This window comes from Mesorhizobium sp. B2-5-7 (assembly GCF_006440875.1).
Taxonomy (GTDB): Bacteria; Pseudomonadota; Alphaproteobacteria; order Rhizobiales; family Rhizobiaceae; genus Mesorhizobium; species Mesorhizobium australicum.
On record NZ_VFUO01000002.1, the window covers coordinates 277,708 to 302,338 of the forward strand.

Here is a 24,631-nt window from a genome sequence, read left to right on the forward strand (position 1 = left end):
TGGCGGCAGCCAGATGAGAGGCAGCGCCCAGGTGCAAGGAAAGTCCAAATCGACAGACAAGGGGCGGCGCTCCTCATCCGCCCTGCGGGCACCTTCTCCCCGTGAACGGGGAGAAGGGAGAGACATCGCCATCGTCGGTGGCGGCATCATCGGCATTTGCGCGGCTGCCTTCCTTGCCGAGGCGGGACTGGACGTCACGCTCTTCGACCGCACGGGTATCTGCGAGGAGACGAGCTCCGGCAATGCCGCCGCCTTTGCCTTCTCCGACGTGTTGCCGCTGGCGCACAAGGGCGTGATCCGGCAGCTGCCAAAATGGCTCGCCGATCCACTCGGCCCGCTCAGCATTCCGCCCGCCTACCTGCCGAAGCTGCTGCCTTGGCTGATCCGGTTCTGGCGCGCCGGCGCGCCTGGGAAATACGAGGCGAGCCTGACCGCGCAGGCCGGCATGATGAAGCTTGCCGAGGCCGAATGGATGGATCTGCTCGATCGTTCCGGCACCCGGCCGATGCTGCGCGAGGACGGTTCGCTCGAACTCTACGAAGGCGAGGCCGAGTTCCGCGCCTCGCTGTCGGGCTGGGCGGCGCGCGAGCGCTTCGGCATCGGCTTCCGCCATGTCGAGGGCGAGATCCTGGCGGACCTGCAGCCGGGGCTGTCACCGCGCTTCGTCAAGGGCACTTTCGTGCCTGGATGGAAGACGGTCGCCGATCCAAAACTGCTCGGCAAGGCGGTGTGGGCGTACGCGCAGTCCAAGGGCGCCCGCTTCGAGATGGCCCGCATCGACCGCGTCGCCGCGGATCAGTATGGCGCGACACTGACGCTGGCCGACGGCACGAGCAGGCAAGCCGGTCACATAGTCATTGCCGCGGGCGCCTGGTCGCATCTGCTGGCGCGGCAACTCGGCGATCGCATTCCGCTGGAGACCGAACGCGGCTACAACACGACGCTGCCGACGAGCGCCTTCGACGTGAGGCGACAGTTGATCTTTTCCGGCCATGGCTTCGTCATCACCCCGCTCGAAACCGGCCTGCGTGTCGGCGGTGCCGTGGAACTCGGCGGCATCGAGCGGCCGCCCAATTTCAACAGGTCGAAGGCGCTCTTGCGGAAAGCGCGGGAATTCCTGCCGGGGCTCGATCCCTCGGGCGGGCGCGAATGGATGGGGTTCCGGCCCTCCCTGCCGGATTCGGTGCCCGTCGTCGGCAAGGCGGCGCGAAGCCAGTCCGTGATCTACGCCTTCGGCCACGGCCATCTCGGCCTGACGCAGGCCGCGGCAACCGGGCGGTTGATCAGGGAATTCGTTCTGGGGCAGACTTCATCCGTTGATCTGGCCCCCTTCAGTCCACAACGGTTTTGATCTCGAGGAGCGACATGGCCAAGAAATCCTTCTTCTGCATCGACGGCCACACTTGCGGCAACCCGGTGCGGCTGGTCGCCGGCGGCGGCCCGCTGCTGCAGGGCTCGACCATGATGGAGCGACGGGCACATTTCCTGGCCGAATACGACTGGATCCGCACCGGCCTGATGTTCGAACCGCGCGGCCATGACGTGATGTCAGGCTCGATCCTCTACCCGCCGACGCGCGAGGATTGCGACATCGCCATCCTGTTCATCGAGACGTCCGGCTGCCTGCCGATGTGCGGTCACGGCACCATCGGCACGGTGACGATGGCGATCGAACATGGGCTGATCAAGCCGAAGACGCCGGGTGTGCTGCGGCTCGACACGCCCGCCGGCCTGGTCATCGCGGAATACAAGCAGGTCGGCGAGTATGTCGAGGAGGTGCGCATCACCAACGTGCCGTCCTTCCTTTATGCTGAAGGACTGGCGGTAGAATGTCCGGGGCTCGGCGAGATCACCGTCGATGTCGCCTATGGCGGCAATTTCTACGCCATCGTGGAGCCGCAGGCGAACTATCGCGATATGGCCGACTATTCCGCCGGCGACCTCATCGCCTGGAGCCCAGTGGTGCGGCAGCGGCTCAACGAGAAGTATTCCTTCGTGCATCCGGAGAATCCCGGGATCACCGGGTTGTCGCACATGCTGTGGACCGGCAAGCCGACGGTCGAGGGAGCCGATGCCCGCAATGCCGTCTTCTACGGCGACAAGGCGATCGACCGCTCTCCATGCGGCACCGGCACCTCGGCGCGCATGGCGCAACTCCATGCCAAGGGCAAGCTCAAGGCGGGGGATGCGTTCGTCCATGAATCGATCATCGGCTCGCTGTTCAAGGGCAAGGTTGAAAAGGACGTCACCGTCGCCGGCAAGCCGGCCATCATCCCTTCGATCGGCGGCTGGGCCCGCATGACTGGATTGAACACGATCTTCATCGACGACCGCGATCCGTTCGCGCATGGTTTCGTGGTCAAGTAGGAGAATCCTGACCCTGCGGAAAGGAGTGTGACGAAAAAACGAACCGTGTCAGGAATGCAACGATTCCTCCCATCACCTAATTTTGACGGTGATTTCTTCGAAACGGAGCGCATGATGCGGCTCAATCGTCAAAGACATTGCGTTATGCCAATGATAGGGTCCGCGATAGTCCAGGGGCTGGGTGCGAAAAGCGGGCGATCGGGAAGACGTGACTTGCAAACACGCGGAGCGGTCAAAAAAATCACGTTGCAATCCGGGCTCGAAACTTTACGACTAGGGGAAATACGAAAAGGAATGCGTCTGCATGGGCGACATTCCAGGGGAGCCATGTACACATGCAGTACTTTGTCCAGCAGCTTATCAATGGGCTGACGCTGGGATCGATCTATGGGCTGATCGCGATCGGCTACACGATGGTCTACGGCATCATCGGCATGATCAATTTCGCCCATGGCGACATCTTCATGGTGGGCGCTTTCACGGCGCTGATCGTCTTCCTCATCCTCGGCGCGCTGTTTTATTCGGTGCCCGTGGTCATCGCGCTGCTGGTCATGATGATCGTGGCGATGCTGCTCACCAGCCTCTACAATTGGACGATCGAGAAAGTGGCCTACCGGCCGCTGCGCGGTTCGTTCCGGCTGGCGCCGCTGATCACCGCCATCGGCATGTCGATCGCGCTGTCGAACTTCGTCCAGGTGACGCAAGGCCCGCGCAACAAGCCGATCCCGCCGATGGTCAGCCAAGTCTACAACATCAACGGCGTCAGCGTTTCGCTGAAGCAGATCATCATCGTCATCGTCACGGCTTTGCTGTTGGCGCTGTTCTGGTACCTGGTCAACAAGACCTCGCTTGGCCGGGCGCAACGCGCCTGCGAGCAGGACCGCAAGATGGCCGCACTGCTGGGCATCGACGTCGACCGCACCATCTCGATCACGTTCATCATGGGCGCCGCTCTTGCCGCTGTCGCCGGCACGCTGTTCCTGATGTACTACGGCGTCATCGCCTTCTCGGACGGCTTTACCCCCGGGGTCAAAGCATTCACGGCGGCGGTTCTTGGCGGCATCGGCTCATTGCCAGGTGCGGTGCTGGGCGGCCTCCTGATCGGCTTCATCGAGAGCATGTGGTCGGCCTATTTCTCGATCGACTACAAGGACGTCGCCGCGTTCTCGATCCTGGCAATCGTGCTGATCTTCCTGCCTTCCGGCATATTGGGCCGGCCAGAAGTCGAAAAGGTCTGAGACCATGGCCGTGACCGTATCTCCAGAGCGCGACACCGTCGCCAGCCCCATGCAGCGCGCGCTGCGCGAGGGCTTCTATGCCGGCGCCATCTCGCTTGGCCTGTTCGTGCTGTTCATCGGCCTCAAGACAGACCAGAACATCTCCAATGAACTGGTCCTGGTGAAGCGCTGGGGCCTCTTGGCCGCCGTGGTGATCGCCACGGCTATCGGCCGTTTCCTTTATGTCGCCTATGGTCAACCCTTCATGGCCAACCAGAAGATCGCCGATGTCGCCACCGGCCTGTTGCCGGCCAGTGCGGCGTCGCGCTTCTTCCTGTTGCCGGCGTTTGTCGTGGCGATCATCGCGGTGGTGCTGCTGTTCGTGTTCAACGGCTCGCTTCCCGGATGGATAGGAGCAGAGGCGGCCGGCTATCTGCAGTTCCTGCGCGCGCTCGCAATCATCTATGCGCTGGCCTGCGTGATCTACTACTACCGCGGCTTCATCCACGCCAACTTCACCAAGCTCGGCATTGCCGCGCTGGTGCTCTATCCGATCCTTGTCATCGTCGTCCTGTCGCTGATGTCGTGGTCGGTCGCCACCGGATTGCAGGGCTCGCTGAAATGGGTCGACAATTTCGGCATCCAGATCCTGATCTACGTGATGCTGGCCTGGGGGCTGAACATCGTCGTCGGCCTCGCCGGCCTGCTCGATCTGGGCTACGTCGCCTTCTACGCCGTCGGGGCCTACGCCTATGCGCTGCTTGGCACAACCTACGGCCTGTCGTTCTGGATCCTGCTTCCGGCGGCCGGCGCCATGGCCGCGTTCTGGGGCGTGCTGCTCGGCTTTCCGGTGCTGCGCCTGCGCGGCGATTACCTGGCGATCGTCACCCTTGCCTTCGGGGAGATCATCCGCCTGGTGCTGATCAACTGGCGCGATGTGACCAACGGTTCGGCCGGTATCTCCGGCATCCCGAAAGTCACCTTTTTCGGCTTGATGACCTTCAACGTCTCGGACCCCAACTACATCGCCAAGGTCCTGCACCTCGCGACCTCGAGCGCCTACTATAAGATCTTCCTCTATTACCTGATCCTGGCGCTTTGCATGCTCACCGCCTTCGTCACCATCAGGCTGAGGCGCATGCCCGTCGGGCGTGCCTGGGAAGCGCTGCGCGAGGACGAGATCGCCTGCCGCTCGCTCGGCATCAACACCACCACGACCAAGCTGACGGCCTTTGCCACCGGTGCCATGTTCGGCGGTTTTGCCGGGGCATTCTTCGCCGCGCGGCAAGGCTTCGTCAGCCCGGAATCCTTCGTCTTCCTGGAATCGGCCATCATCCTGGCCATCGTCGTCCTTGGCGGCATGGGGTCGCTGGTCGGCATCGCCGTCGCCGCGATGGTGATGATCGGCGGCACCGAGGCGCTGCGCGAGCTCGACTTCCTCAAACAGGTCTTCGGGCAAGATTTCACCCCCGAACTCTACCGCATGCTTCTGTTCGGCATGGCCATGGTCATCGTCATGCTGTGGAAGCCGCGGGGCTTTGTCGGCAGTCGTGAACCGACAGCCTTCCTCAAGGAGCGAAGGGCTGTCTCAAGCTCCTTCACCAAGGAGGGTCACGGCTGATGAATGCGAACGCACAAATGAACGACGCCATCCTGCAGGTCGATCATCTGTCGATGAAGTTCGGCGGCCTAGTCGCCATCGGCGACCTGTCCTTCACTGCCAGGCGCGGCGAAATCACCGCGCTGATCGGCCCCAACGGCGCCGGCAAGACCACCGTGTTCAATTGCATCACCGGCTTCTACAAGCCGTCGGAAGGCATGATCACGCTCAACCGGGCCGACGGCTCCAGTTACCTGCTGGAACGGCTGCCCAACCATGAGATCCCCGCGCGCGCCAAGGTGGCGCGCACCTTCCAGAATATCCGCCTGTTCTCGGGCATGACGCTGCTGGAGAACCTGCTCGTCGCCCAGCACAACAAGCTGATGAAGGCGTCCGGGTATACGATCCTGGGCCTGTTCGGCTTCAGCGGCTACCGCAAGGCCTCGGCCGAATCGGTGGAGCTTGCCAAGCACTGGCTGGAAAAGGCCGATCTCGTCGATCGCGCCGACGATCCGGCCGGCGACTTGCCCTACGGCGCACAGCGGCGGCTCGAGATCGCGCGCGCCATGTGCACCGGTCCCGAGCTTCTGTGCCTCGACGAACCGGCGGCCGGTCTCAACCCGAAGGAATCGGCGGCTCTCAACGAACTGCTGATGGGGATCAAGCACACGACAGGCACCTCGATCCTCCTGATCGAGCACGACATGTCGGTGGTCATGCAGATCTCCGACCATGTCGTGGTGTTGGAATATGGCCGCAAGATCTCCGACGGCAATCCGCAGTCGGTGCGCACCGACCCGCGCGTTATCGCTGCCTATCTTGGCGTCGACGACGAGGAGGTCGAGACCGTACTTACCGAAGTCGGCGACGAGGACGTCATCGAACAGCTCGACATCGGCCCCGATTCCGCGCATGGCCCGGGGACATCGTCGTCGTATCTGGCCGGGCCGGTGAGCGACACCGTCGGCCATAGCCAAGGCGAACGCGTAACCGTGTCGAAAGGCGCCTCGAAGGCAGCGCAGGTCGATGCCCGCGTCGCCAGCGTGGCAAGCAGGCCTGTTGCCCCGACACCGGCGCCGGCCAAGCCCGCCGCGAAGAAAGCGGAACCACGGAAAACGGCCGCCAAGGCGCCTGCCGCGAAGGCCGAAGGCGTTTCGAACCGCCTCGCTGCCCCCCGTGGCGGCAAGGCCGACAATCTGACCCGCATCAAGGGCATCGGCACGGTCAACGAGAAGAAGCTCAACGAACACGGCATCTTCCACTTCGACCAGATCGGCGCCTGGAAGAAGGCAGACGTCGAGGCGGTCGAGGCCTATCTCGCCTTTGACGGACGCATCGCGCGCGAGGAGTGGGTCAAGCAGGCCAAGCTGCTCGGCCAAGGCAAGGATACGGAATTCTCGCGCCGCGTCGATGCAGGCAAGGTGGCGACCAGTCACGTGTCCGGCAAAGCCAAGGCGAGCACAGCCAAGCCCGTTCAGGGCAAGCGTGGAGGGGGCAAGTGATGGCCACGACAACGCTGCTCGATATCAAGGGCGTGGAGACCTATTACGGCAACATCCGTGCGCTGAACGGCGTCAATGTCAGTGTCAAGCAAGGTGAGATCGTGGCGCTGATCGGCGCCAACGGCGCCGGCAAGTCGACGCTGATGATGACCATCTTCGGGGCTCCACGCGCCCGCACGGGCACCATCACCTTCAACGGGACCGATATCACCCAGTTGCCGACACACGAAATCGCGCGCATGCGCATTGCCCAGTCGCCCGAGGGCCGGCGCATCTTTCCGCGCATGACGGTGATGGAAAACCTGCAGATGGGCGCCAGCCTCGACAACCTCAAATATTATGGCGAGGACGTCGAGAAGGTGTTCACGCTGTTCCCCAGGCTGAAGGAGCGCATCGCCCAGCGTGGCGGTACGCTGTCGGGCGGCGAACAGCAGATGCTGTCGATCGGACGCGCACTGATGGCGCGGCCGAAACTGCTTCTGCTCGACGAGCCGTCGCTGGGTCTGGCGCCGCTGATCGTCAAGCAGATCTTCGATGCCATTCGTGAGTTGAACCGCACCCAAGGGCTGACCGTGTTCCTGGTCGAGCAGAACGCGTTCGGCGCGCTCAAGCTCGCCACGCGCGGCTATGTCATGGTCAACGGCAATGTGACGATGAGCGGCACCGGCAAGGAGCTGCTCGCCAATCCGGAAGTGCGCGCCGCCTATCTCGAAGGCGGACATCACTGAGTTCAGGAGACTTCCCATGCAAGGCATTCTCTACGAGGAACCGTCGATCTGGCAGTTCTTCTTCGTCACCTGCCTGCTCGGCGGATGGGCGGCATGGATGACCGGCAAGGCCAGTGCCCAGACATGGCGCAGCTTCATCCAGCTGTTTGCCTATCTGCTCGGGCTCGGCATCGGAATCCGCTTCATCCATCACGCGCTGTTCGACGGCACGATGTTCTCGCTGCATTACTATATCGTTGACACCATCGTGCTGATGATACTGGGCTTCGTCGGCTATCAATACACACGAACCAACCAGATGGTCACACAGTATAATTGGCTCTACGAAAGAGCTTCAATCTTGAGCTGGAAACCGAAAGGTTGACGTTCATCATTAACGCCGCGTCAGGGATGAATCGGCGTGACAAGTGCCTGAAAATCGGCAAACTATGCTTTCTGCGATAAGGGTGGGCATCGCATGAAAGCTTCATCCACGCCCACTCCGTTAATGGGAGCGTTTAAATGAAAAAGTCACTTTTGTCCGCCGTGGCCCTGACCGCGCTCGTCGCGTTCGGCGGCAACGCGTGGGCTGATGTAATGTTCGCCGTCGCCGGGCCGATCACCGGTCCGAACGCGGCCTTCGGCGCACAGCTGCAGAAGGGCGCCGAAGCGGCGGTCGCCGAGATCAATGCCAAGGGCGGCATCAATGGCGAGCAGATCAAGCTCGAAGTCGGCGACGATGTCTCCGATCCGAAGCAGGGCATCTCGGTCGCCAACAAGTTCGTCGGCGACGGCGTCAAGTTCGTGATCGGCCACTTCAACTCGGGCGTGTCGATCCCGGCCTCCGAAGTCTACGCCGAAAACAACATCGTCGAAATCACGCCGGCCGCAACCAACCCGAAGTTTACCGAGCGCGGCTTGTGGAATGTGTTCCGTACCTGCGGACGCGACGACCAGCAGGGCAGCATCGCTGGCGCCTATATCGCCGCGAACTTCAAGGATGCCAAAGTCGCCGTGATCCATGACAAGACCCCTTATGGCCAGGGCCTCGCGGACGAAACCAAGAAGGCGATGAACGCCGCCGGCATCAAGGAAGTGATGTATGAAGGCGTCAATGTCGGCGACAAGGACTTCTCGGCGCTGATCGCCAAGATGAAGGAAGCCGGCGTCACCCTGATCTACTGGGGTGGCCTGCATACCGAAGCCGGTCTGATCATCCGTCAATCGGCGGACCAGGGCCTCAAGGCGCCGATGATGTCGGGTGACGGCATCGTGACGGACGAACTCGCCGCCATCGCGGGCGACGCTGTCGCTGGCACCCTCAACACGTTCGGCCCCGACCCGCGCCTGATCCCGGCCAATAAGGAACTCGTCGAGAAGTTCCGCGCGCAGGGTTTCGAGCCGGAAGCCTACACGCTCTACGCCTATGCCGCCGTGCAGGTGGTGGCCGAGGCGGCCGCTGCCGCCAAGACGAACGATCCGCAGGCCGTCGCCAAGGCGATGCATGAAAGCGGCCCGTTCCCGACCGTTCTGGGCGATCTCGCTTATGACGCCAAGGGCGATCCGAAGCTGCCGGGCTACATCATGTACGAATGGAAGAAGAAGGACGACGGGAAGTATTCCTGGTTCCCGAAGTCGTAATTCATTCGGATCCGAAACCAACGATGCCCGGCGCCTCGCGCCGGGCATTTTCTTTTGATGCGCGGCGGCAGCCGGGTCACGTCACGGTGAGCCCCCTTAACCAGGAAGATCGCATCCAGGATCGAAATTGTCGCCATTGTTCCGTCCGTTCGAACCGATGCATGCGAGTGTTGGCCGGACAATCGATCTAAATCGGTTTAAATCAGCGTCGATTTTGTTTGCACTGCAGCATTTTCGCGCTAATCATTGCCCCGATTTCCCGTTCCTTCCGCTGCTGGAGCCCAGTCCTTGGCCATCACGAAGATCCTCGTCGCCAACCGGTCAGAAATCGCCATCCGCGTCTTTCGCGCGGCCAACGAGCTGGGCCTCAAAACCGTGGCGATCTGGGCCGAGGAAGACAAATACTCGCTGCACCGCTTCAAGGCCGATGAGAGCTACCAGGTCGGGCGCGGCCCGCATCTCGGCAAGGACATGGGTCCGATCGAGAGCTATCTGTCGATCGAGGAGGTGATCCGCGTCGCCAGACTTTCAGGCGCCGATGCCATCCACCCCGGCTACGGGCTGCTGTCGGAAAGCCCCGAATTCGCCGAGGCCTGCGCGCAAGCAGGCATCACGTTCATCGGTCCCAAGCCCGACACGATGCGCCGGCTGGGCAACAAGGTTGCCGCGCGCAATCTAGCCATCGAGGTCGGCGTGCCCGTGGTGCCGGCGACCGATCCGTTGCCGGACGATATGGAGGCGGTCAAGGAACTCGCCAAGACGGTCGGTTATCCGGTCATGCTGAAAGCCTCGTGGGGTGGCGGTGGCCGCGGCATGCGCGCCATTCGCTCCGAGGCCGACCTCGCCCGCGAGGTCATGGAAGGCAAGCGCGAGGCGAAGGCCGCCTTCGGAAAGGACGAGGTCTATCTCGAAAAGCTGATCGAGCGCGCCCGCCATGTCGAGGTGCAGGTGCTTGGCGACACACATGGCAATGCAGTGCACCTGTTCGAGCGCGACTGCTCGATCCAGCGCCGCAACCAGAAGGTCGTCGAGCGCGCGCCGGCGCCCTACCTTAGCGAGGACCTGCGCCAGGAACTTTGCGGCTACGCGCTGAAGATCGCGCGCGAGACCAGCTATATCGGCGCTGGCACCGTCGAATTCCTGCAGGACGCGGATACCGGCAAGTTCTACTTCATCGAGGTCAATCCGCGCATCCAGGTCGAGCACACCGTCACCGAAATGGTGACCGGCATCGACATCGTGAAGGCGCAGATCCACATCCTCGACGGTTTCGCCATCGGCACGCCGGAATCGGGTGTGCCGGCGCAGAGGGACATCCGGCTGAACGGCCATGCCTTGCAGTGCCGCATCACCACGGAAGATCCCGAACACAATTTCATTCCGGACTACGGCCGCATCACCGCCTATCGCGGCGCCACCGGCTTCGGCATCCGCCTCGATGGCGGCACGGCCTATTCCGGCGCGGTCATCACCCGCTTCTACGATCCGCTGCTGGAGAAGGTCACGGCCTGGGCGCCGACGCCGGCCGAGACGATCGCCCGCATGAACCGCGCTCTGCGCGAGTTCCGCATCCGCGGCGTCGCCACCAACCTCACCTTCCTCGAAGCGATCATCAATCACCCGAGCTTCGCCGACAATTCCTATACGACCAGGTTCATCGACACGACGCCGGAGCTGTTCCAGCAGGTCAAGCGCCAAGACCGCGCCACCAAGCTGCTCAACTACCTGGCCGACGTCAGCGTCAACGGCCATCCCGAGACGCGCGGCCGGCCGACGCCAAAGGCCGACGCGGCGCCGCCCGTGGTGCCCTATCTCAACGGCAATGTGCCGAGCGGCAGCAAGCAGAAGCTCGACGTGCTCGGGCCGGAAAAGTTCGCCGCCTGGATGCGCGAGCAAAAGGAAGTGCTGGTCACCGACACGACGATGCGCGACGGCCACCAGTCGCTGCTCGCCACCCGTGTGCGCACGCATGACATTGCCGGCATCGCCGGCACCTATGCGCGCGCCTTGCCGCAGTTGCTGTCGCTCGAATGCTGGGGTGGGGCCACTTTCGACGTCGCCATGCGCTTCCTCACCGAGGATCCATGGGAGCGGCTGTCGCTGGTGCGGGAAGCCGCCCCCAACCTGTTGCTGCAGATGCTGCTGCGCGGCGCCAACGGCGTCGGCTACACCAATTATCCCGACAATGTCGTGCAGCATTTCGTCAAGCAGGCGGCGTCGGGCGGCGTCGACCTGTTCCGCGTCTTCGACTGCCTGAACTGGGTCGAGAACATGCGCGTCGCCATGGACGCGGTCGGCGCCGAGGGCAAGCTGATCGAAGCGGCGATGTGCTATACCGGCGACATCCTCGATCCGGCGAGGGCCAAGTACGACCTGAAATACTATGTCGGGCTCGCCAGGGAATTGCAGGCCGCCGGCGCCCATATCATCGCCGTCAAGGACATGGCCGGCCTGTTGAAGCCGAGTGCTGCCCGCGTGCTGTTCAAGGCGCTGCGCGAGGCGACCGACCTGCCGATCCATTTTCACACCCACGACACATCGGGTCTGTCGGCGGCAACCGTGCTGGCGGCCGTGGAAAGCGGTGTCGACGCCATCGACGCGGCGATGGACGCCTTCTCCGGCAACACCTCGCAGCCGTGCCTGGGTTCAATCGTCGAAGCGCTGAAAGGCACCGAGCGCGATCCAGGCCTCGACCCGCAATGGATCCGAAAGATCTCGTTCTACTGGGAAGCCGTTCGCAATCAGTACGCTGCTTTCGAGAGCGACCTGAAAGGCCCGGCTTCCGAGGTCTATCTGCACGAAATGCCGGGGGGGCAGTTCACCAATTTGAAGGAACAGGCGCGTTCGCTGGGGCTGGAGACACGCTGGCACGAGGTGGCGCAGACCTATCACGACGTCAACCTGATGTTCGGCGACATCGTCAAGGTGACGCCGTCCTCCAAGGTCGTGGGCGACATGGCGCTGATGATGGTGAGCCAGGACCTGACCGTTGCCGATGTCGAGAACCCGGCCCGCGACATCGCCTTCCCGGACTCGGTGGTTTCGATGCTGCGCGGCGATCTTGGCCAATCCCCTGGCGGCTGGCCGCAGGCGTTGCAGAAGAAGGCACTCAAGGGCGACAAGCCGATCACGGCGCGGCCCGGCTCATTGCTCAAGCCGGCCGACCTCGAGAAGAGCCGCAAGGAGATCGAGGACAAGCTCGAGCGCAAGCTGTCGGAATACGAGTTCGCCTCGTGGCTGATGTATCCGAAGGTGTTTTCCGACTTCGTCGCCGCGCAGGAGACCTACGGCCCGGTCAGCGTTCTGCCGACGCCGACCTATTTCTACGGCATGAAATCGGAAGACGAGATTTTCGTCGATATCGAAAGGGGCAAGACCTTGGTCGTGCGCTGCCAGGCGTTTGGCGATGTCGACGACAAGGGTATGGTCACGGTGTTCTTCGAGCTCAACGGCCAGCCGCGGCGCGTGAAGGTGCCCGACCGCGCGCATGGTGCGTCGGCGGCCAAGGCGCGCCGCAAGGCGGAGCCCGGCAACGAGGCGCATGTTGGGGCGCCGATGCCGGGTGTGGTTTCCGCACTTTCGGTCGCAGCCGGCCAGGCGGTCAAAGCCGGCGACGTGCTGCTTTCCATCGAAGCGATGAAGATGGAGACGGCGCTGCACGCCGAGCGCGACGGCACCGTCGCCGAGGTGCTGGTGAAGGCCGGCGACCAGATCGATGCGAAGGATCTCCTGATAGCCTTCAACTGAGAGCTCGCAAGGAACGGGCAGGCTGTCGGCTCATGACGGCAGGCCTTGGCGAGCTGTTCGATAACGGCTTGACCCGCCGGCTCCGGTCGGGCATCGAACCGCTGAAATTCGTCGCGGCACGTTCCCCGAGTCGCGGCGCGGAACCGATTTGGAGAAAACATGGCCGACGATATCACCGAGACCAGCCAGACTGTTGCCGCCGGCCAGCTGCGTGCCTTGATCGAGCGCATCGAGCGGCTCGAGGAAGAAAAGAAGACGATCTCCGACGACATCAAGGAAGTCTTCGCCGAAGCCAAGGGCACCGGCTTCGACACCAAGGCAATCCGCACCATCATCCGTCTGCGCAAGAAGGACCAGGCCGAGCGCCAGGAGGAGGACGCCATCCTCGATCTATACATGGCCGCCCTCGGCATGGTGTAAGACTAACCGGCCGGTGCCCGACGCGGTTGCCGGAGATACGGTTCGAACCATGAGCGAATTCGACTTCGGCGGCCGCCGCGCCTCGGAATTCCGCCATCGCGGCTTCTGGTTGCTGTTTGCCGAACGGCATCCGGAAGAAAGAGCCCGGCTGGCGCGGCGCGGGCCCTGGTTCTGGCAGCGAGGACTGCCCGATTTCGCTCTGGTGCTTTCCATGTATGTCGCGCCGGCGCAGAACCATGTCGGCGTCTTCTTCGGCCGCAACGAGAAGTTCGGCGCCACGCAAAGCTGGTCGCGGCTGGGGCCGTTCCGGCCGGCGATCGAAGACAGGCTGAAGCTCAGGCCGGAACAAAGCTGCGAAGGCCTTGGCATCAATTCGATGTGGCGCGTCAACTGCTTTGCCGAGGACAACTGGCCTGCCATGACCGACTGGCTGGTGACGGAATGCTCGCGGGTCGAGTGCGCCGTGACCGAAGTGCTGAGGCAGGGGTAAGTGATCGCGGATTTCTTCCGCTCGCGTTGGCTTGGCGAGGTGCCGATCGACCGGCTGTTCTGGCGCGACATGATGCTTGTCGGAACCGCGATCAATATTGGGTCGTCTGCCGCGGCGCTGATCCTGCTTGGGCTGAAGATGCCGCTCGGCCTCGTCCTGGCGGTGCATTTCGCACCGGTGCCCTACAGCATCTTCCTGGCTTTGGCGGTCTGGCGCACGGCTGACAAGGCCGGTGGTGCCAAGGCTTCGCTCTTCATGCTGGGATCAGCACTCTGGCTGATCGCCACGATCGTCGTCTGACGAAGCTGCCCGTACGAAAAAGGGCGGCCGGAGCCGCCCTTGGCAAGCATGACGCCTTGTTCAGGCGGCCGGCTCGAATTTCAGCGCTACGCCATTGATGCAGTAGCGCAGGCCGGTCGGCGGCGGGCCATCCTCGAAAACATGGCCGAGATGGCTGCCGCAACGGGCGCAATGGCATTCGGTGCGGACCATGCCGTAGCTGCGGTCGACGGTGTTCTCGACCGAGCCCGGCACGGGATCGTTGAAGCTCGGCCAGCCGGTGCCGCTCTCGAATTTCAGCGTGGATTGGAACAGCGGCTGGTCGCAGCCGACGCAGGAAAAAGTACCGGCGCGCTTCTCGTACAGCAGGGCACAGCTTCCCGGCCGCTCGGTGCCATGGTTGCGCATGACGGCGTATTGCTCCGGCGTCAGCCGGGCGCGCCATTCGGCGTCGGTGCGGGTGACGGGGTAGGTGTGGGTGTCCATTTGATCTCCTCAGCCTTGGCGGCTCGTTCTTGGTTGCAACCGGATATTCGCAACAAGATAGGGGTTTGTTACAGACCTGCCCAGTCCGACCGCTCCGGATATCTCAATGTTTGCGCGACAATTGCCTCGTGGCGCCCTCCAGTCCGGCCAGTGTCAACGGGAACATGCGGCCGCCGAAGATGTCACGGATTATCGCGATCGAATGAGTAAAGCCCCAGTTCTTCTCGTTCTCGGGGTTAAGCCACACCGCGTTCGGCCATTGCCGCAGCAGCCGGCCGAGCCAGACGGCTCCGGCCTCGGGGTTCCAGTGTTCCACCGAGCCGCCTGGGTGGGCGATCTCGTATGGGCTCATCGAGGCATCACCGACGACGATGACCTTGTAGTCGGGGCCATATTTGTGGATGAGATCGAAGGTCGAGATCGTCTCGGCATGGCGGCGGCGATTGTCCTTCCACACGCCTTCGTAGAGGCAGTTGTGGAAATAGAAATATTCGAGCTGGCGGAATTCGGCGCGGGCGGCGGAAAACAGCTCCTCGACGCTCTTGATATGATCGTCCATCGAGCCGCCGACATCGAAGAACATCAGGAGCTTCACCGCATTGCGGCGCTCGGGCCGTGTCTGGACGTCGAGATAGCCGTGCTCGGCGGTGGCGTGGATGGTACCGGGCAGGTCGAATTCTTCCTCGGCGCCCTCGCGCACCCAGCGGCGCAGGCGCTTCAGCGCGATCTTGATGTTGCGGGTGCCGAGTTCGACCGCATCGTCGAGATTCCGGAACTCGCGCTTGTCCCAGACTTTCACCGCGCGACGGTTGCGGCTTTCGTTCTGGCCGATGCGCACGCCTTCGGGGTTGTAGCCATAGGCGCCGAAGGGAGAGGTGCCGCCGGTGCCGATCCATTTCGAACCGCCCTGGTGGCGGCCCTTCTGTTCCTCGAGCCGCTGCTTTAGCGTCTCCATCAGCCTGTCGAAACCGCCCAGCGCCTCGACCAGCTTTTTCTCTTCCTCGGTCAGGTGCTTTTCGGCGAGCCGGCGCAGCCATTCCTCGGGAATATTGGCGACGTCGACCGCATCCGGCCCGCCCAGTGCCTCGACGCCCTTGAAGACATGCGCGAAGACCTGGTCGAAGCGGTCGATATGGCGTTCGTCCTTCACCAAAGCGGCACGGGCGAGATAATAAAAACCCTCGACGTCGTAATCGACCAGCCCGGCGGCCAGCCCCTCCAGCAGAGAGAGGTATTCCCTGAGCGAGACGGGAACGCGCGCTGCCTTCAGCTCGAGGAAGAAGGGGATGAACATGGCCGGTTACAGCAAATCATACTCGATAAAGCCCGTCCTGCGCGCGACATGGTCGTAGAGCTTGCGGGCGGTGGCATTGGTTTCGTGCGTCATCCAATAGACGTTCTTCACGCCGATTTTGCCGGCCTCCTGCTTCACCGCCTCGATGAGGGCCGCGCCGATGCCCTTTCCGCGCACATCCGGGTCGGCGAACAGATCCTGCAGGTAGCAGTTGTTTTTCTCCGACCAGCCGGAGCGATGGTAGAGATAATGGGTGAGGCCGACGGCCTTGCCGCCCGATGTGGCGATAAAACCCTTCGGCTCGAACTCGCCTTCGGTGAATAACCGTTTCCAGGTGATGGCATAGACCTCTTCCGGCAGCTTGGTTTCGTAGAAGGTCAGATAATCGGTCCACAGGCGGTGCCAGTCGGCGTGGTCGGATTGCGCGAGCGGGCGGACAACGATCTCAGACATTTTATCTCCTCCGAAGGGTTCTGGCCGAAGCTGACCTTCTCTTCGGCCCGCGGCAACGGTCCACAGCCGGGGAAAGCGCTGCCCTATTGCTGTCTTCTCGCCATGAAGGCCAGCCGCTCGAACAGATGCACGTCCTGCTCGTTCTTCAACAGGGCGCCATGCAGTCTGGGCAATGCGTTCTTCGGGTCGGCGCGCAAATCCTCCGGCGCGATGTCGTCGGCGACCAGCAGGCGGATCCAGTCGAGCGCCTCGGAGGTCGATGGCTTCTTCTTCAAGCCTGGCACGTCGCGGATTTCATAGAACTGGGTGAGGGCCGCGCGCACCAGGTTCTGCTTGATGCCGGGATAGTGCACGTCGACGATTCTGTGCAGCGTGTCGACGTCGGGAAAGCGGATGTAGTGGAAGAAGCAGCGGCGCAGGAAAGCGTCCGGCAACTCCTTCTCGTTGTTGGAGGTGATGATGACGATCGGGCGAACGGCGGCGCGGATGGTCTCGCCGGTCTCGTAGACGAAGAACTCCATCCGATCGAGTTCCTGCAGCAGGTCGTTGGGGAATTCGATGTCGGCCTTGTCGATCTCGTCGATCAGAAGCACGACCTTCTTGTCGGCCGCGAATGCCTCCCAAAGCTTGCCTCGCTTGATGTAGTTCTTGATGTCGTTGAACCTGACATCGCCGAGCTGGCTGTCGCGCAGCCGTGACACCGCATCGTATTCGTAGAGGCCTTGCTGCGCCCGCGTCGTCGATTTGACGTGCCACTCGATCAGGTCGAGGCCGAGTGCCGCCGCCACCTGGCGGGCGAGTTCCGTCTTGCCGGTGCCGGGCTCGCCCTTGACCAGCAAAGGCCGCTCCAGCGCGATCGCCGCGTTGACCGCCACCATAAGATCCTTGTCGGCGACATAGGCCGCGGTGCCTTCGAAACGCATTTTTGCTCCTTGGTTGGTCGTCGCGACCGTAAGGACGCCGCCGCGGCTGTGCAAGGGTGCGGTGCGGATGGCGAATAAAGCCGCCGAGACTGCCTGCGTCACTGGCGCTTGAGCCACCAGCAGCCTATATTGGAAAAGACGGTCTGTGCTTCCCGGCAGGAGAACATTTTCCCCGGGGCCTTAACGATCCTTAGGGAGCTGTCCCTGGGAAGACCCGTGGGTTTTCTCACACGGCGCCCACCTACTTTGTAGGTTCCCGGGATCGCTCTCTCCACCGGTTGTGTGGATCGTCACTTGTCGCAACGTATCCACGCATCTGGTGGATGATGCGGTGGAAAACGTCGCACTTGAGACCCCGCACAGCTCTGACCTTTTCTACCTTGGCCGCATGACCTCTCCCAAAGACTTGAAGAAAAAGCTGCGTCTCGAGGCACTCGCCCGCCGCGACGGTCTCGATGCATTCTGGCGGGTGGAGGCTGCGCTCGAAATGGCGGAGACGGCGCGCGACCATCTGGAGATCGGGCCCGGTCAGATCGTCTCCGGTTTCTGGCCGATGCGCTCGGAGGTCGATGTCAGGCCGCTGATGTTCGCCTTGCGAGAGAAGGGCGCACGGCTCTGCCTGCCTGCCATTCTCGACAAGACCACCATCGTCTTTCGTGAACTGGTTCGCGGCGCACCGATGGTCGACATGGGCTTTGGCACGGTCGGGCCGCATGCCGAGGCCGAAGTTCTCGATCCTTCGGTCATGCTGGTGCCGCTCGCCGCCTTCGATGCGCGCGGTCACCGCATCGGATATGGCGCCGGCTATTACGACCGGGCGATCGCGAAGCTCGTCGAGCAGGGGCTCGCGCCCCGGCTGATCGGCATCGCCTTCGACTGCCAAGAAGTTTCGCAAGTTCCAGACGAGCCCCATGACGTGGTCATCCCGGAAATACTCACCGAGAGCGGGTTGCGCCGCTTTGCGCCAAAATTGTAGATAGTTCTTTGAAACGCATGATCTTTGCCGAAAAGTCATGCAACTTTTCGGGATCAGGCATAGATGCGACTTCTTTTCCTCGGGGACATGGTCGGCAAGACGGGCCGCACCGCGGTGTGGGAACAACTGCCTGGCCTGATCTTCGACTTCAAACTCGATTTCGTCATCGTCAACGGCGAGAACGCGGCCGGCGGCTTCGGCATCACCGAAGAGATCTTGCGTGAGACGATCGCGGCGGGCTGCGATGTCGTGACCACCGGCAACCATGTCTGGGACCAGCGCGACGCGCTGGCCTTCGCGCCGCGCGAGCAGCGGTTTCTGCGGCCTTCCAATTTCCCCAAAGGCACGCCCGGGCGCGGCTCCGGTGTCTACATCGCCAAAAACGGCGCGCGCGTGCTGGTCGCCAACATTATGGGCCGGGTGTTCATGCACCCGGAACTCGACGATCCCTTCCAGGCTGGCGAACGCGAGCTTGCCGCCTGTCCGCTCGGCGAGCAGGCGGATGCGGTGGTGATCGACTTCCATGCCGAGGCAACCTCGGAAAAAATGTGCTTCGCGCATTTTGTCGATGGCCGCGCCAGTCTCGTCGTCGGCACCCACACGCACCAGCCCACCGCCGACCACCAGATCCTCAATGGCGGCACCGGGTACCTGTCGGATGCCGGCATGTGCGGTGACTATGATTCCTCGCTCGGCATGGACAAGGAAGAACCGCTCAACCGGTTCCTGTCGAAAGTGCCGAAAGGGCGTTTCGAGGCAGCGACGGGACCGGCGACGTTGTGCGGCGTCGGCGTCGATATTTCCGACCGCACGGGGCTGACCGAGAAGATCGCGCCGTTTCGTCGCGGGCCAAGGCTGGAAGAAACGGCTCCGTCCTTCTGGGCGTGACATTGATATAGGGGGTCGCAGTACCTAATTGCCGGCGACACTGCTCTAGATCGTAGGGGACGACCTCCATGCAGCTTATCGAATTCCTGGCGCCGCATTTTCAATTCGTTTCGGACCCGACCGCCTGGGTCGCGCTGCTGACGCTGGTGGTGCTCGAGATCGTGCTCGGCATCGACAACCTGATCTTCATCTCGATCCTCACCAACAAGCTGCCCGTGGAGCAGAGAGCTCGCGCGCGGCGTCTTGGCATCTCAGCGGCGCTGGTCATGCGCCTGGTGCTGCTCGCCACCATTTCCATCATCGTTCAACTGACGACGCCGGTCTTCACGGCGTTCGGCCACGGCTTCTCCTGGCGCGACCTGATCCTGATCGCCGGCGGTCTGTTCCTGGTGTGGAAGGCGACCAAGGAGATCCACCACACGGTCGATCCCGACGACCATCAGGACACGATGCTGGGCGAAACGCTCAAGATCTCGCTTGCCGGCGCGATCTTCCAGATCCTGCTGCTCGACCTCGTCTTCTCCATCGATTCCATCATCACCGCCGTCGGCATGACCGACGAGATCGCCATCATGTATATCGCGGTCATCGCGGCCGTGACCGTGATGATGCTGGCGGCCGGACCGCTGGCGGACTTCATCGCCAAGAACCCGAGCATCGTCATGCTGGCGCTGGGCTTCCTGCTGATGATCGGCATGACGCTGATCGCCGACGGCATGGGCTATCATGTGCCCAAGGGCTACATCTATGCGGCGATGGGTTTTTCGGCGCTGGTCGAGGGGCTCAACATGCTGGCGCGGCGGCGCAAGAAAGCGAAAACCGGCGACGGCCACTGATACTAGTCGGCCGGGGCGAGCCTAGTGCCCCGGAACACCCTTCGGATGGCGGTCACCCATCAAGCCGAGCGTCAGGCCCTGTTCCAGCCAGGCCTTGGCGCCGGCGAGCACAAGCGCAAAGCCGTCGGTTGAGCCGACCGCTTGTTTCACCTGCTCGTCGCCATTGCCGGCAAAGCCGAAATTGTGGACCTCGAGGAATGTCGCTTCGCCAGGCATTTCGGTGAAGGTCCAGACCACCGTGGTCGGCGGATCGCTCCACGTCATGACGATCTTCTTGTCCCTGGCGATCTCGCTGACCTCGACTGTCGTCGAGACCCCATACATGCGCCACTCCCACTGAACCGGTTTGCCGCCATCAAGCCGGCCGCTGCCATGGGTGAACCAGAATTTGGTCGTGATCGCCGGATCGACGACGGCTTCGAAAACCTCAGCGACCGGCCGCCGGATCAGCATGGCGGCTTCGGCTGTCGGTGTCTCACGGATTTCCATGGCGATCTCCTTTCGAATACGCCCTCACCAGGCGTCGGGTTCGCGCACCATATGGATGATGCCGGCCGGATTGGTGATCCAACCACCTCGGAAACCCGCGTCCAAGGGCTCGACGGCATCGCAACGCACAATTCCCGCCTTGGCCAGATGATCCGCGGCGCCCGGAAAATCCCGCGTGAAAAGCTCCAGCCAGATCTCGGCCTGGCTCATCGTCGGCGCCTCGTCGATCCAAAGCCTGTTGGGGCCGAGCTCGAAGCCGATGGCCGGCGCCTTGGCTGTGAACGGCTTGAGGCCGACGACATCGCGGTAGAAGGCGATCGTCGCTTCGTACTGGTGCGATGGCACCTTCATGGCGATGTTGATGCCGCCGGTGATCTTCGCGGTCATGGCTGGGCTCTGTTTTCAAATGTTGTTTTCGCTGGCGGGTTCGCCCTTCATCTCGCTGCGGTAATAGCCGTCGCGCAGATTGATGCCGTATTCGACATAGGCCTTCATGCAGGCCAGCATCTGCGACCAGCCCTCGCAATTCAGGTAGGACTTCTTCAGGCCGACCGCGCCTTCCTGCCAGCCGCTCTCGGCGATGGTGACGAAGGTGCCGCCATCGTCGAGCGGCTCGAAATTCATCTCGATGCGCGTCTTGTAGGCGGGCTTGCCGTTGGCATCGGTGGCATCCCAGCGCAGCACGATGCGGCTGTCCTTGACCACTTCGTCGACCTCGACCGGCACCTTGCCCCACCAGACGACACCCGAACCGGCGACCAATGGCGCGCTGGCACCGCCGATGGTGGTGAAATAGCCGCTCAGTTTCTTCGGGTTGACGACCGCGTCGAAGACTTCGGAGACCGGTTTGCCGATGCGCCCTGAAACGCTGAATCCAAGAGACATATCCACAGCTCCTTGCTTGAACGAGCCAACAATATGTTATATAAACATAACATGTCAAGCCGATCGCAGGACGACCATGTTTTCAAGGCGCTGGCGCATCCGCGCCGGCGCGAAATGCTGGATCGGTTGAAAGACGAGCCAAAGACCACCGGCATGCTGTGCGAAGCCTTTCCCGACATCGACCGCTGCACGGTCATGCTGCATCTCAAGGTGCTGGAGGAGGCGGACCTGATCGTCGCGCGCCGCGACGGACGCGAGCGCTGGAACCATCTCAATGCGTTGCCAATCAAGCAGATTCACGACCGCTGGATCAGCCAGTATGCCGGCCATGCGCTCAGCATCATTGACCGGCTGAAGTCCGATCTGGAAGGGTAGGACAGCCTGCTTGCCGGGCCGCCGCATGCCGAGTGCCCCGGCAACGCGGCGCGGCTGGACGAATTGAGCCGATTTATCTATAAGCCGGCCATTCCGACACAGGGCGCCGTACGTTCACCCGGACGCATCGGGACGCTCTGAAATTGAATTCGAGCCTTTTGCAAAGGCGAGATGACGCATCTCGCGGCAAGACGCTCTAGCCGAACACGACAGGGGTGCCATGGCTGGCCATTCACAGTTCAAGAACATCATGCACCGCAAGGGCCGTCAGGACGCGGTGCGGTCGAAAATGTTTTCCAAGCTGGCGCGCGAAATCACCGTCGCCGCCAAGAGCGGAACGCCGGACCCATCGATGAACCCGCGCCTGCGCCTGGCGATCCAGAACGCCAAGGCGGTGTCGATGCCCAAGGACAACATCCAGCGCGCCATCAACAAGGCCTCGATGGGCGACGCCGAAAACTACGAAGCGGTGCGCTACGAAGGGTATGGGCCTGGTGGCGTCGCCGTGATCGTCGAGGCGCTGACCGACAACCGCAACCGTTCGGCGTCCAATGTGCGCGCCGCCTTCACCAAGGCCGGCGGCGCGCTCGGCGAAACCGGATCGGTGTCGTTCATGTGGGACCGCGCCGGCGAAATCTACTATCCGGCCTCGGCCGGCAGCGCCGACAAGATCATGGATGCGGCGATCGAAGCCGGCGCCGACGATGTCGAATCGGACGAGGAAGGCCACACGATCTATTGCTCCTTCGAGACTCTCGGCGAGGTGTCTAAGGCGCTTGAAACCTCGCTCGGCGAGGCCGAATCGGTCAAGGCGATCTGGAAGCCGCAGAACAATGTCCCCGTCGACGAAGAGCGGGCGCAATCGCTGATGAAGCTGGTTGCCACGCTCGAGGATGATGACGACGTGCAAAGCGTCTACGCCAACTTCGAAGTCGACGACGAGACGATGGCGAAGCTCAGCGCGGCGTGAGCGAAGGTCGTCCGATATGAGCAAAGCTCAGTTGCCGGCCATCCGCATTACCTACTGCACGCAATGCCAGTGGCTGTTGCGTGCCGGCTGGATGGCGCAGGAGCTGCTGTCCACCTTCGGTACCGATCTCGGCGAGGTGACGCTGGTGCCGGGCACCGGCGGCATCTTCACCATCTCCTGTAACGATGTGCTGGTCTGGGACCGCAAGCGCGACGGCGGCTTCCCTGACGCGGCCAAACTCAAGCAGCTGGTCCGCGACGTGATCGATCCGGATCGGGATCTCGGTCACGCCGACCGCAAAGGCCACAAGGGTGACACGCAGAAAGACCTCGCCTGAGCGGAGTTTTTTGCGTCTCGTTAGACCTCTTCAGAGCAATGCGAAGATAAAGCACGCCATCGCCACGATGGCGGTGACGGTGCGGACGTGGTTCCACATCACCCATTGGCTCAGATGGTTCGCCCACACGGCAGCGCCGTTGCTGCTGGCCGGGTCGACGGCGGCGAGAGCATCGTTGAGCGGCACGTTGAAGACCATGGTCACGATAGGGTTGCCGACCAGATAGATCACCGCGCCGGCCAGTAACCAGTACGAGCCGGACTGGCTCCAGCCCAAGAGAGCGGCGGCAATGAGAACGAGGCAGATGAGGCCGGTGCCAAACAGCGCTGTCATGAAGGTCGGGGTGATCACCGTGACATTGATCGAATTCATCGCGGCGATGCCCGCTGGGACGGGCAGCCGGGCAAGGGCCGCCATGACGAAGTTGGAAAAGGCGAAGAATACGCCACCGACGACGCCCGCGCCGATCGCGGCAATGAAGGTGAGGGTTGGAAGAAGCTTGATCATCTCAGTTGCTCCAGACGCCGGTTGCGGCGGTTTGCTCTCTAAAATGTGAGCATATCTCACATTTGCAAAACGTGATAAACCCTCGTATTTTGTAAGTCAAGTCGTTCCCGGCGATTTTGCCGGGCGCGTTTGTTGGAGACGGTCATGGAAGGCACGCAAACCAATGAGCGGATCGGTTCGCCGCGCCGGGCGCCAAGCCAGCAGCGCAGCCGCGAGCGGGTCGAGCGCATGCTGGCCGCCGCCTCGGCGCTGATTGCCGAACAAGGCAGCGACGCAATGCGCATGGGCGAGGTGGCGGAGCGGGCTGGGGTGTCGATCGGCTCGCTCTACCAGTTCTTTCCGGACAAGAGGGCGATCGTCTGGGCGCTGGCCGAACGCTACACAGCGGAAAGCCAGGCTTGTATCTCGGCGGCACTCAGGGATGTCAGCGACGCCAAAGGCCTGCGGCAGGCTTTCTCGGAGCTGGTCGATATTTACTACGAGCTGTTCCTGGCCGAGCCGGTGATGCGCGACATCTGGTCGGGCACGCAGGCCGACAAGGCGCTGCGCCAGCTCGAACTCGCCGACAGCCGCGCGAACGCGGAATTTCTGATCGCGGTACTCAAGCGCCTGCGGCCCGATGCCGATCCGGTGGCGCTCGACACGACGGCATTCTTGGTGTGGCAGATGGGCGAGGCGGCCATGCGGCTGGCGATCTCGGTCGACAGGCAGGAGGGCGACAGGCTGGTCGCGGCCTACAAGCGCATGGCACTCAGGGAATTGCTGGCCGAATAGGGCCGAAGACCCAGCCTTCGGCCAAGCAACAAAAAACCCGCCACAAGGGCGGGCTCTTGATCCGCGAAAAAGCTCTTCGCCTTAGAGGCCGAAACCTTCGAAACGCTTCTTGAACTTCGACAGGCGGCCGCCGCGGTCGAGCAGGGTCTGCTGGCCGCCGGTCCAGGCCGGGTGCGTGGTCGGGTCGATATCGAGGTTCATCGTATCGCCTTCCTTGCCCCAGGTCGAACGGGTCGTGTATTCGGTGCCGTCGGTCATGACGACCTTGATGGTGTGGTAGTCGGGATGGATTGCGCTCTTCATGGCTCTGTTCCTGGCTTGCCGGCGCGGCGGACGGGCATAAGCCTGCGTCGATGCGCCTCTTTTTAAAACTCGAAGCCGCAGCTATTGAGGAGTCACGGCTTCTAAAACGGTCGGCGTGCCTATACATCAGCCGGAATTGAATCACAAGGCCGCGGCAAGCGCATG

General features: G+C 62.6%; 28 protein-coding genes and 1 other RNA gene. 20 read left to right on the forward strand and 9 right to left on the reverse strand.

All coding sequences use genetic code 11. The annotated features are described in order from the left end of the window. Positions 1–13: 13 nt before the first annotated feature. From FJ543_RS08740 to FJ543_RS08795, 12 genes are all read left to right on the forward strand, one after another. Entirely contained in the window at positions 14–1,351 is a 1,338-nt protein-coding gene (locus tag FJ543_RS08740; protein WP_181173948.1) for an FAD-binding oxidoreductase, read from the forward strand. Positions 1,352–1,365: 14 nt separating this feature from the next. After that, positions 1,366–2,367: a 4-hydroxyproline epimerase gene (locus tag FJ543_RS08745; RefSeq protein WP_015315216.1), complete on the forward strand. Its 1,002-nt coding sequence runs from the start codon at positions 1,366–1,368 to the stop codon at positions 2,365–2,367. A gap of 335 nt (positions 2,368–2,702) precedes the next feature. Then, positions 2,703–3,605, forward strand: coding sequence for a branched-chain amino acid ABC transporter permease (locus FJ543_RS08750; protein WP_015315217.1), 903 nt, complete (start codon positions 2,703–2,705; stop codon positions 3,603–3,605). A gap of 4 nt (positions 3,606–3,609) precedes the next feature. Continuing rightward, on the forward strand, positions 3,610–5,205 hold the full coding sequence (livM, locus tag FJ543_RS08755; RefSeq protein WP_015315218.1) for a high-affinity branched-chain amino acid ABC transporter permease LivM: 1,596 nt from the start codon (positions 3,610–3,612) through the stop codon (positions 5,203–5,205). Further along, a complete protein-coding gene (locus tag FJ543_RS08760) occupies positions 5,205–6,686 on the forward strand; it encodes an ABC transporter ATP-binding protein (RefSeq protein WP_140874741.1) in 1,482 nt (493 codons plus the stop codon). Before livM ends, FJ543_RS08760 begins: the two co-directional genes overlap by 1 nt. Then, complete coding sequence (locus FJ543_RS08765; protein ID WP_015315220.1) at positions 6,686–7,414, forward strand: ABC transporter ATP-binding protein; 729 nt, start codon at positions 6,686–6,688, stop codon at positions 7,412–7,414. The genes FJ543_RS08760 and FJ543_RS08765 overlap by 1 nt, the downstream gene beginning before the upstream one ends. A 16-nt stretch (positions 7,415–7,430) precedes the next feature. Continuing rightward, entirely contained in the window at positions 7,431–7,778 is a 348-nt protein-coding gene (locus FJ543_RS08770) for a DUF6867 family protein (RefSeq protein ID WP_013892487.1), read from the forward strand. A gap of 137 nt (positions 7,779–7,915) precedes the next feature. Beyond that, positions 7,916–9,034 carry a branched-chain amino acid ABC transporter substrate-binding protein gene (locus FJ543_RS08775; RefSeq protein WP_015315221.1) on the forward strand — a complete coding sequence of 373 codons (1,119 nt, stop codon included), beginning with the start codon at positions 7,916–7,918 and terminating at the stop codon, positions 9,032–9,034. 288 nt (positions 9,035–9,322) lie between these two features. Continuing rightward, positions 9,323–12,781: a pyruvate carboxylase gene (gene pyc, locus FJ543_RS08780; RefSeq protein ID WP_015315222.1), complete on the forward strand. Its 3,459-nt coding sequence runs from the start codon at positions 9,323–9,325 to the stop codon at positions 12,779–12,781. A gap of 159 nt (positions 12,782–12,940) precedes the next feature. After that, complete coding sequence (locus FJ543_RS08785; protein ID WP_015315223.1) at positions 12,941–13,201, forward strand: DUF2312 domain-containing protein; 261 nt, start codon at positions 12,941–12,943, stop codon at positions 13,199–13,201. Between the two features lie 49 nt (positions 13,202–13,250). Continuing rightward, entirely contained in the window at positions 13,251–13,691 is a 441-nt protein-coding gene (locus FJ543_RS08790; RefSeq protein WP_140874743.1) for a hypothetical protein, read from the forward strand. Next, on the forward strand, positions 13,692–13,991 hold the full coding sequence (locus FJ543_RS08795; protein WP_140793057.1) for a hypothetical protein: 300 nt from the start codon (positions 13,692–13,694) through the stop codon (positions 13,989–13,991). Positions 13,992–14,051: 60 nt separating this feature from the next. On the opposite strand, the gene msrB is transcribed toward FJ543_RS08795, so the two are convergent. The 4 genes from msrB to FJ543_RS08815 all read right to left on the reverse strand — a co-directional run bounded on the left by msrB (position 14,052) and on the right by FJ543_RS08815 (position 17,126). After that, positions 14,052–14,456: a peptide-methionine (R)-S-oxide reductase MsrB gene (msrB, locus tag FJ543_RS08800; protein ID WP_140793055.1), complete on the reverse strand. Its 405-nt coding sequence runs from the start codon at positions 14,454–14,456 to the stop codon at positions 14,052–14,054. Positions 14,457–14,559: 103 nt separating this feature from the next. After that, positions 14,560–15,750 (reverse strand): VWA domain-containing protein, encoded by a 1,191-nt coding sequence (locus tag FJ543_RS08805; protein ID WP_140719972.1) that lies wholly within the window; start codon positions 15,748–15,750, stop codon positions 14,560–14,562. Between the two features lie 6 nt (positions 15,751–15,756). After that, on the reverse strand, positions 15,757–16,203 hold the full coding sequence (locus FJ543_RS08810) for a GNAT family N-acetyltransferase (protein WP_015315228.1): 447 nt from the start codon (positions 16,201–16,203) through the stop codon (positions 15,757–15,759). Between the two features lie 83 nt (positions 16,204–16,286). After that, positions 16,287–17,126: a MoxR family ATPase gene (locus FJ543_RS08815; protein ID WP_140662610.1), complete on the reverse strand. Its 840-nt coding sequence runs from the start codon at positions 17,124–17,126 to the stop codon at positions 16,287–16,289. A 137-nt stretch (positions 17,127–17,263) separates the two neighbouring features. On the opposite strand from FJ543_RS08815, the gene ssrS reads away from it, so the two are divergent. The 4 genes from ssrS to FJ543_RS08835 all read left to right on the forward strand — a co-directional run bounded on the left by ssrS (position 17,264) and on the right by FJ543_RS08835 (position 19,826). Next, positions 17,264–17,419: non-coding RNA, 6S RNA (gene ssrS, locus FJ543_RS08820), on the forward strand. 95 nt (positions 17,420–17,514) lie between these two features. Next, positions 17,515–18,102, forward strand: coding sequence for a 5-formyltetrahydrofolate cyclo-ligase (locus FJ543_RS08825; protein WP_140875526.1), 588 nt, complete (start codon positions 17,515–17,517; stop codon positions 18,100–18,102). Positions 18,103–18,165: 63 nt separating this feature from the next. Further along, complete coding sequence (locus tag FJ543_RS08830) at positions 18,166–18,990, forward strand: YmdB family metallophosphoesterase (protein WP_140874745.1); 825 nt, start codon at positions 18,166–18,168, stop codon at positions 18,988–18,990. Between the two features lie 68 nt (positions 18,991–19,058). Beyond that, positions 19,059–19,826: a TerC family protein gene (locus FJ543_RS08835; protein WP_015315232.1), complete on the forward strand. Its 768-nt coding sequence runs from the start codon at positions 19,059–19,061 to the stop codon at positions 19,824–19,826. Positions 19,827–19,847: 21 nt separating this feature from the next. Here the strand turns inward: FJ543_RS08835 and FJ543_RS08840 are convergent, their stop codons facing one another. Genes FJ543_RS08840 through FJ543_RS08850 form a run of 3 tightly spaced genes read right to left on the reverse strand, consistent with a single transcriptional unit; the run spans position 19,848 to position 21,200 of the window. Continuing rightward, the gene (locus FJ543_RS08840) at positions 19,848–20,315 is read right to left on the reverse strand and encodes an SRPBCC family protein (RefSeq protein WP_015315233.1); all 468 of its coding nucleotides are present in this window, start codon (positions 20,313–20,315) and stop codon (positions 19,848–19,850) included. Positions 20,316–20,339: 24 nt separating this feature from the next. Beyond that, complete coding sequence (locus FJ543_RS08845) at positions 20,340–20,702, reverse strand: glyoxalase/bleomycin resistance/dioxygenase family protein (protein WP_015315234.1); 363 nt, start codon at positions 20,700–20,702, stop codon at positions 20,340–20,342. A 15-nt stretch (positions 20,703–20,717) separates the two neighbouring features. Further along, positions 20,718–21,200: an SRPBCC domain-containing protein gene (locus tag FJ543_RS08850; protein WP_140874747.1), complete on the reverse strand. Its 483-nt coding sequence runs from the start codon at positions 21,198–21,200 to the stop codon at positions 20,718–20,720. A gap of 51 nt (positions 21,201–21,251) precedes the next feature. Between FJ543_RS08850 and FJ543_RS08855 the strand changes: the two genes are divergently transcribed. The 3 genes from FJ543_RS08855 (at position 21,252) to FJ543_RS08865 (ending at position 22,882) form a co-directional block, all read left to right on the forward strand. Continuing rightward, on the forward strand, positions 21,252–21,575 hold the full coding sequence (locus FJ543_RS08855) for a helix-turn-helix domain-containing protein (protein WP_140712567.1): 324 nt from the start codon (positions 21,252–21,254) through the stop codon (positions 21,573–21,575). 220 nt (positions 21,576–21,795) lie between these two features. Further along, entirely contained in the window at positions 21,796–22,545 is a 750-nt protein-coding gene (locus tag FJ543_RS08860; RefSeq protein WP_015315237.1) for a YebC/PmpR family DNA-binding transcriptional regulator, read from the forward strand. Positions 22,546–22,561: 16 nt separating this feature from the next. Continuing rightward, the gene (locus FJ543_RS08865; RefSeq protein ID WP_015315238.1) at positions 22,562–22,882 is read left to right on the forward strand and encodes a SelT/SelW/SelH family protein; all 321 of its coding nucleotides are present in this window, start codon (positions 22,562–22,564) and stop codon (positions 22,880–22,882) included. 30 nt (positions 22,883–22,912) lie between these two features. Here FJ543_RS08865 and FJ543_RS08870 read toward each other — a convergent pair whose 3' ends face one another. Then, positions 22,913–23,389, reverse strand: a complete 477-nt coding sequence (locus FJ543_RS08870) for a DUF1772 domain-containing protein (protein ID WP_015315239.1) — start codon at positions 23,387–23,389, stop codon at positions 22,913–22,915. A 144-nt stretch (positions 23,390–23,533) separates the two neighbouring features. On the opposite strand from FJ543_RS08870, the gene FJ543_RS08875 reads away from it, so the two are divergent. After that, entirely contained in the window at positions 23,534–24,163 is a 630-nt protein-coding gene (locus FJ543_RS08875; RefSeq protein WP_140616624.1) for a TetR/AcrR family transcriptional regulator, read from the forward strand. A gap of 81 nt (positions 24,164–24,244) precedes the next feature. Here FJ543_RS08875 and rpmE read toward each other — a convergent pair whose 3' ends face one another. Continuing rightward, positions 24,245–24,466, reverse strand: coding sequence for a 50S ribosomal protein L31 (gene rpmE, locus FJ543_RS08880; protein WP_010912060.1), 222 nt, complete (start codon positions 24,464–24,466; stop codon positions 24,245–24,247). Positions 24,467–24,631: the final 165 nt, after the last annotated feature.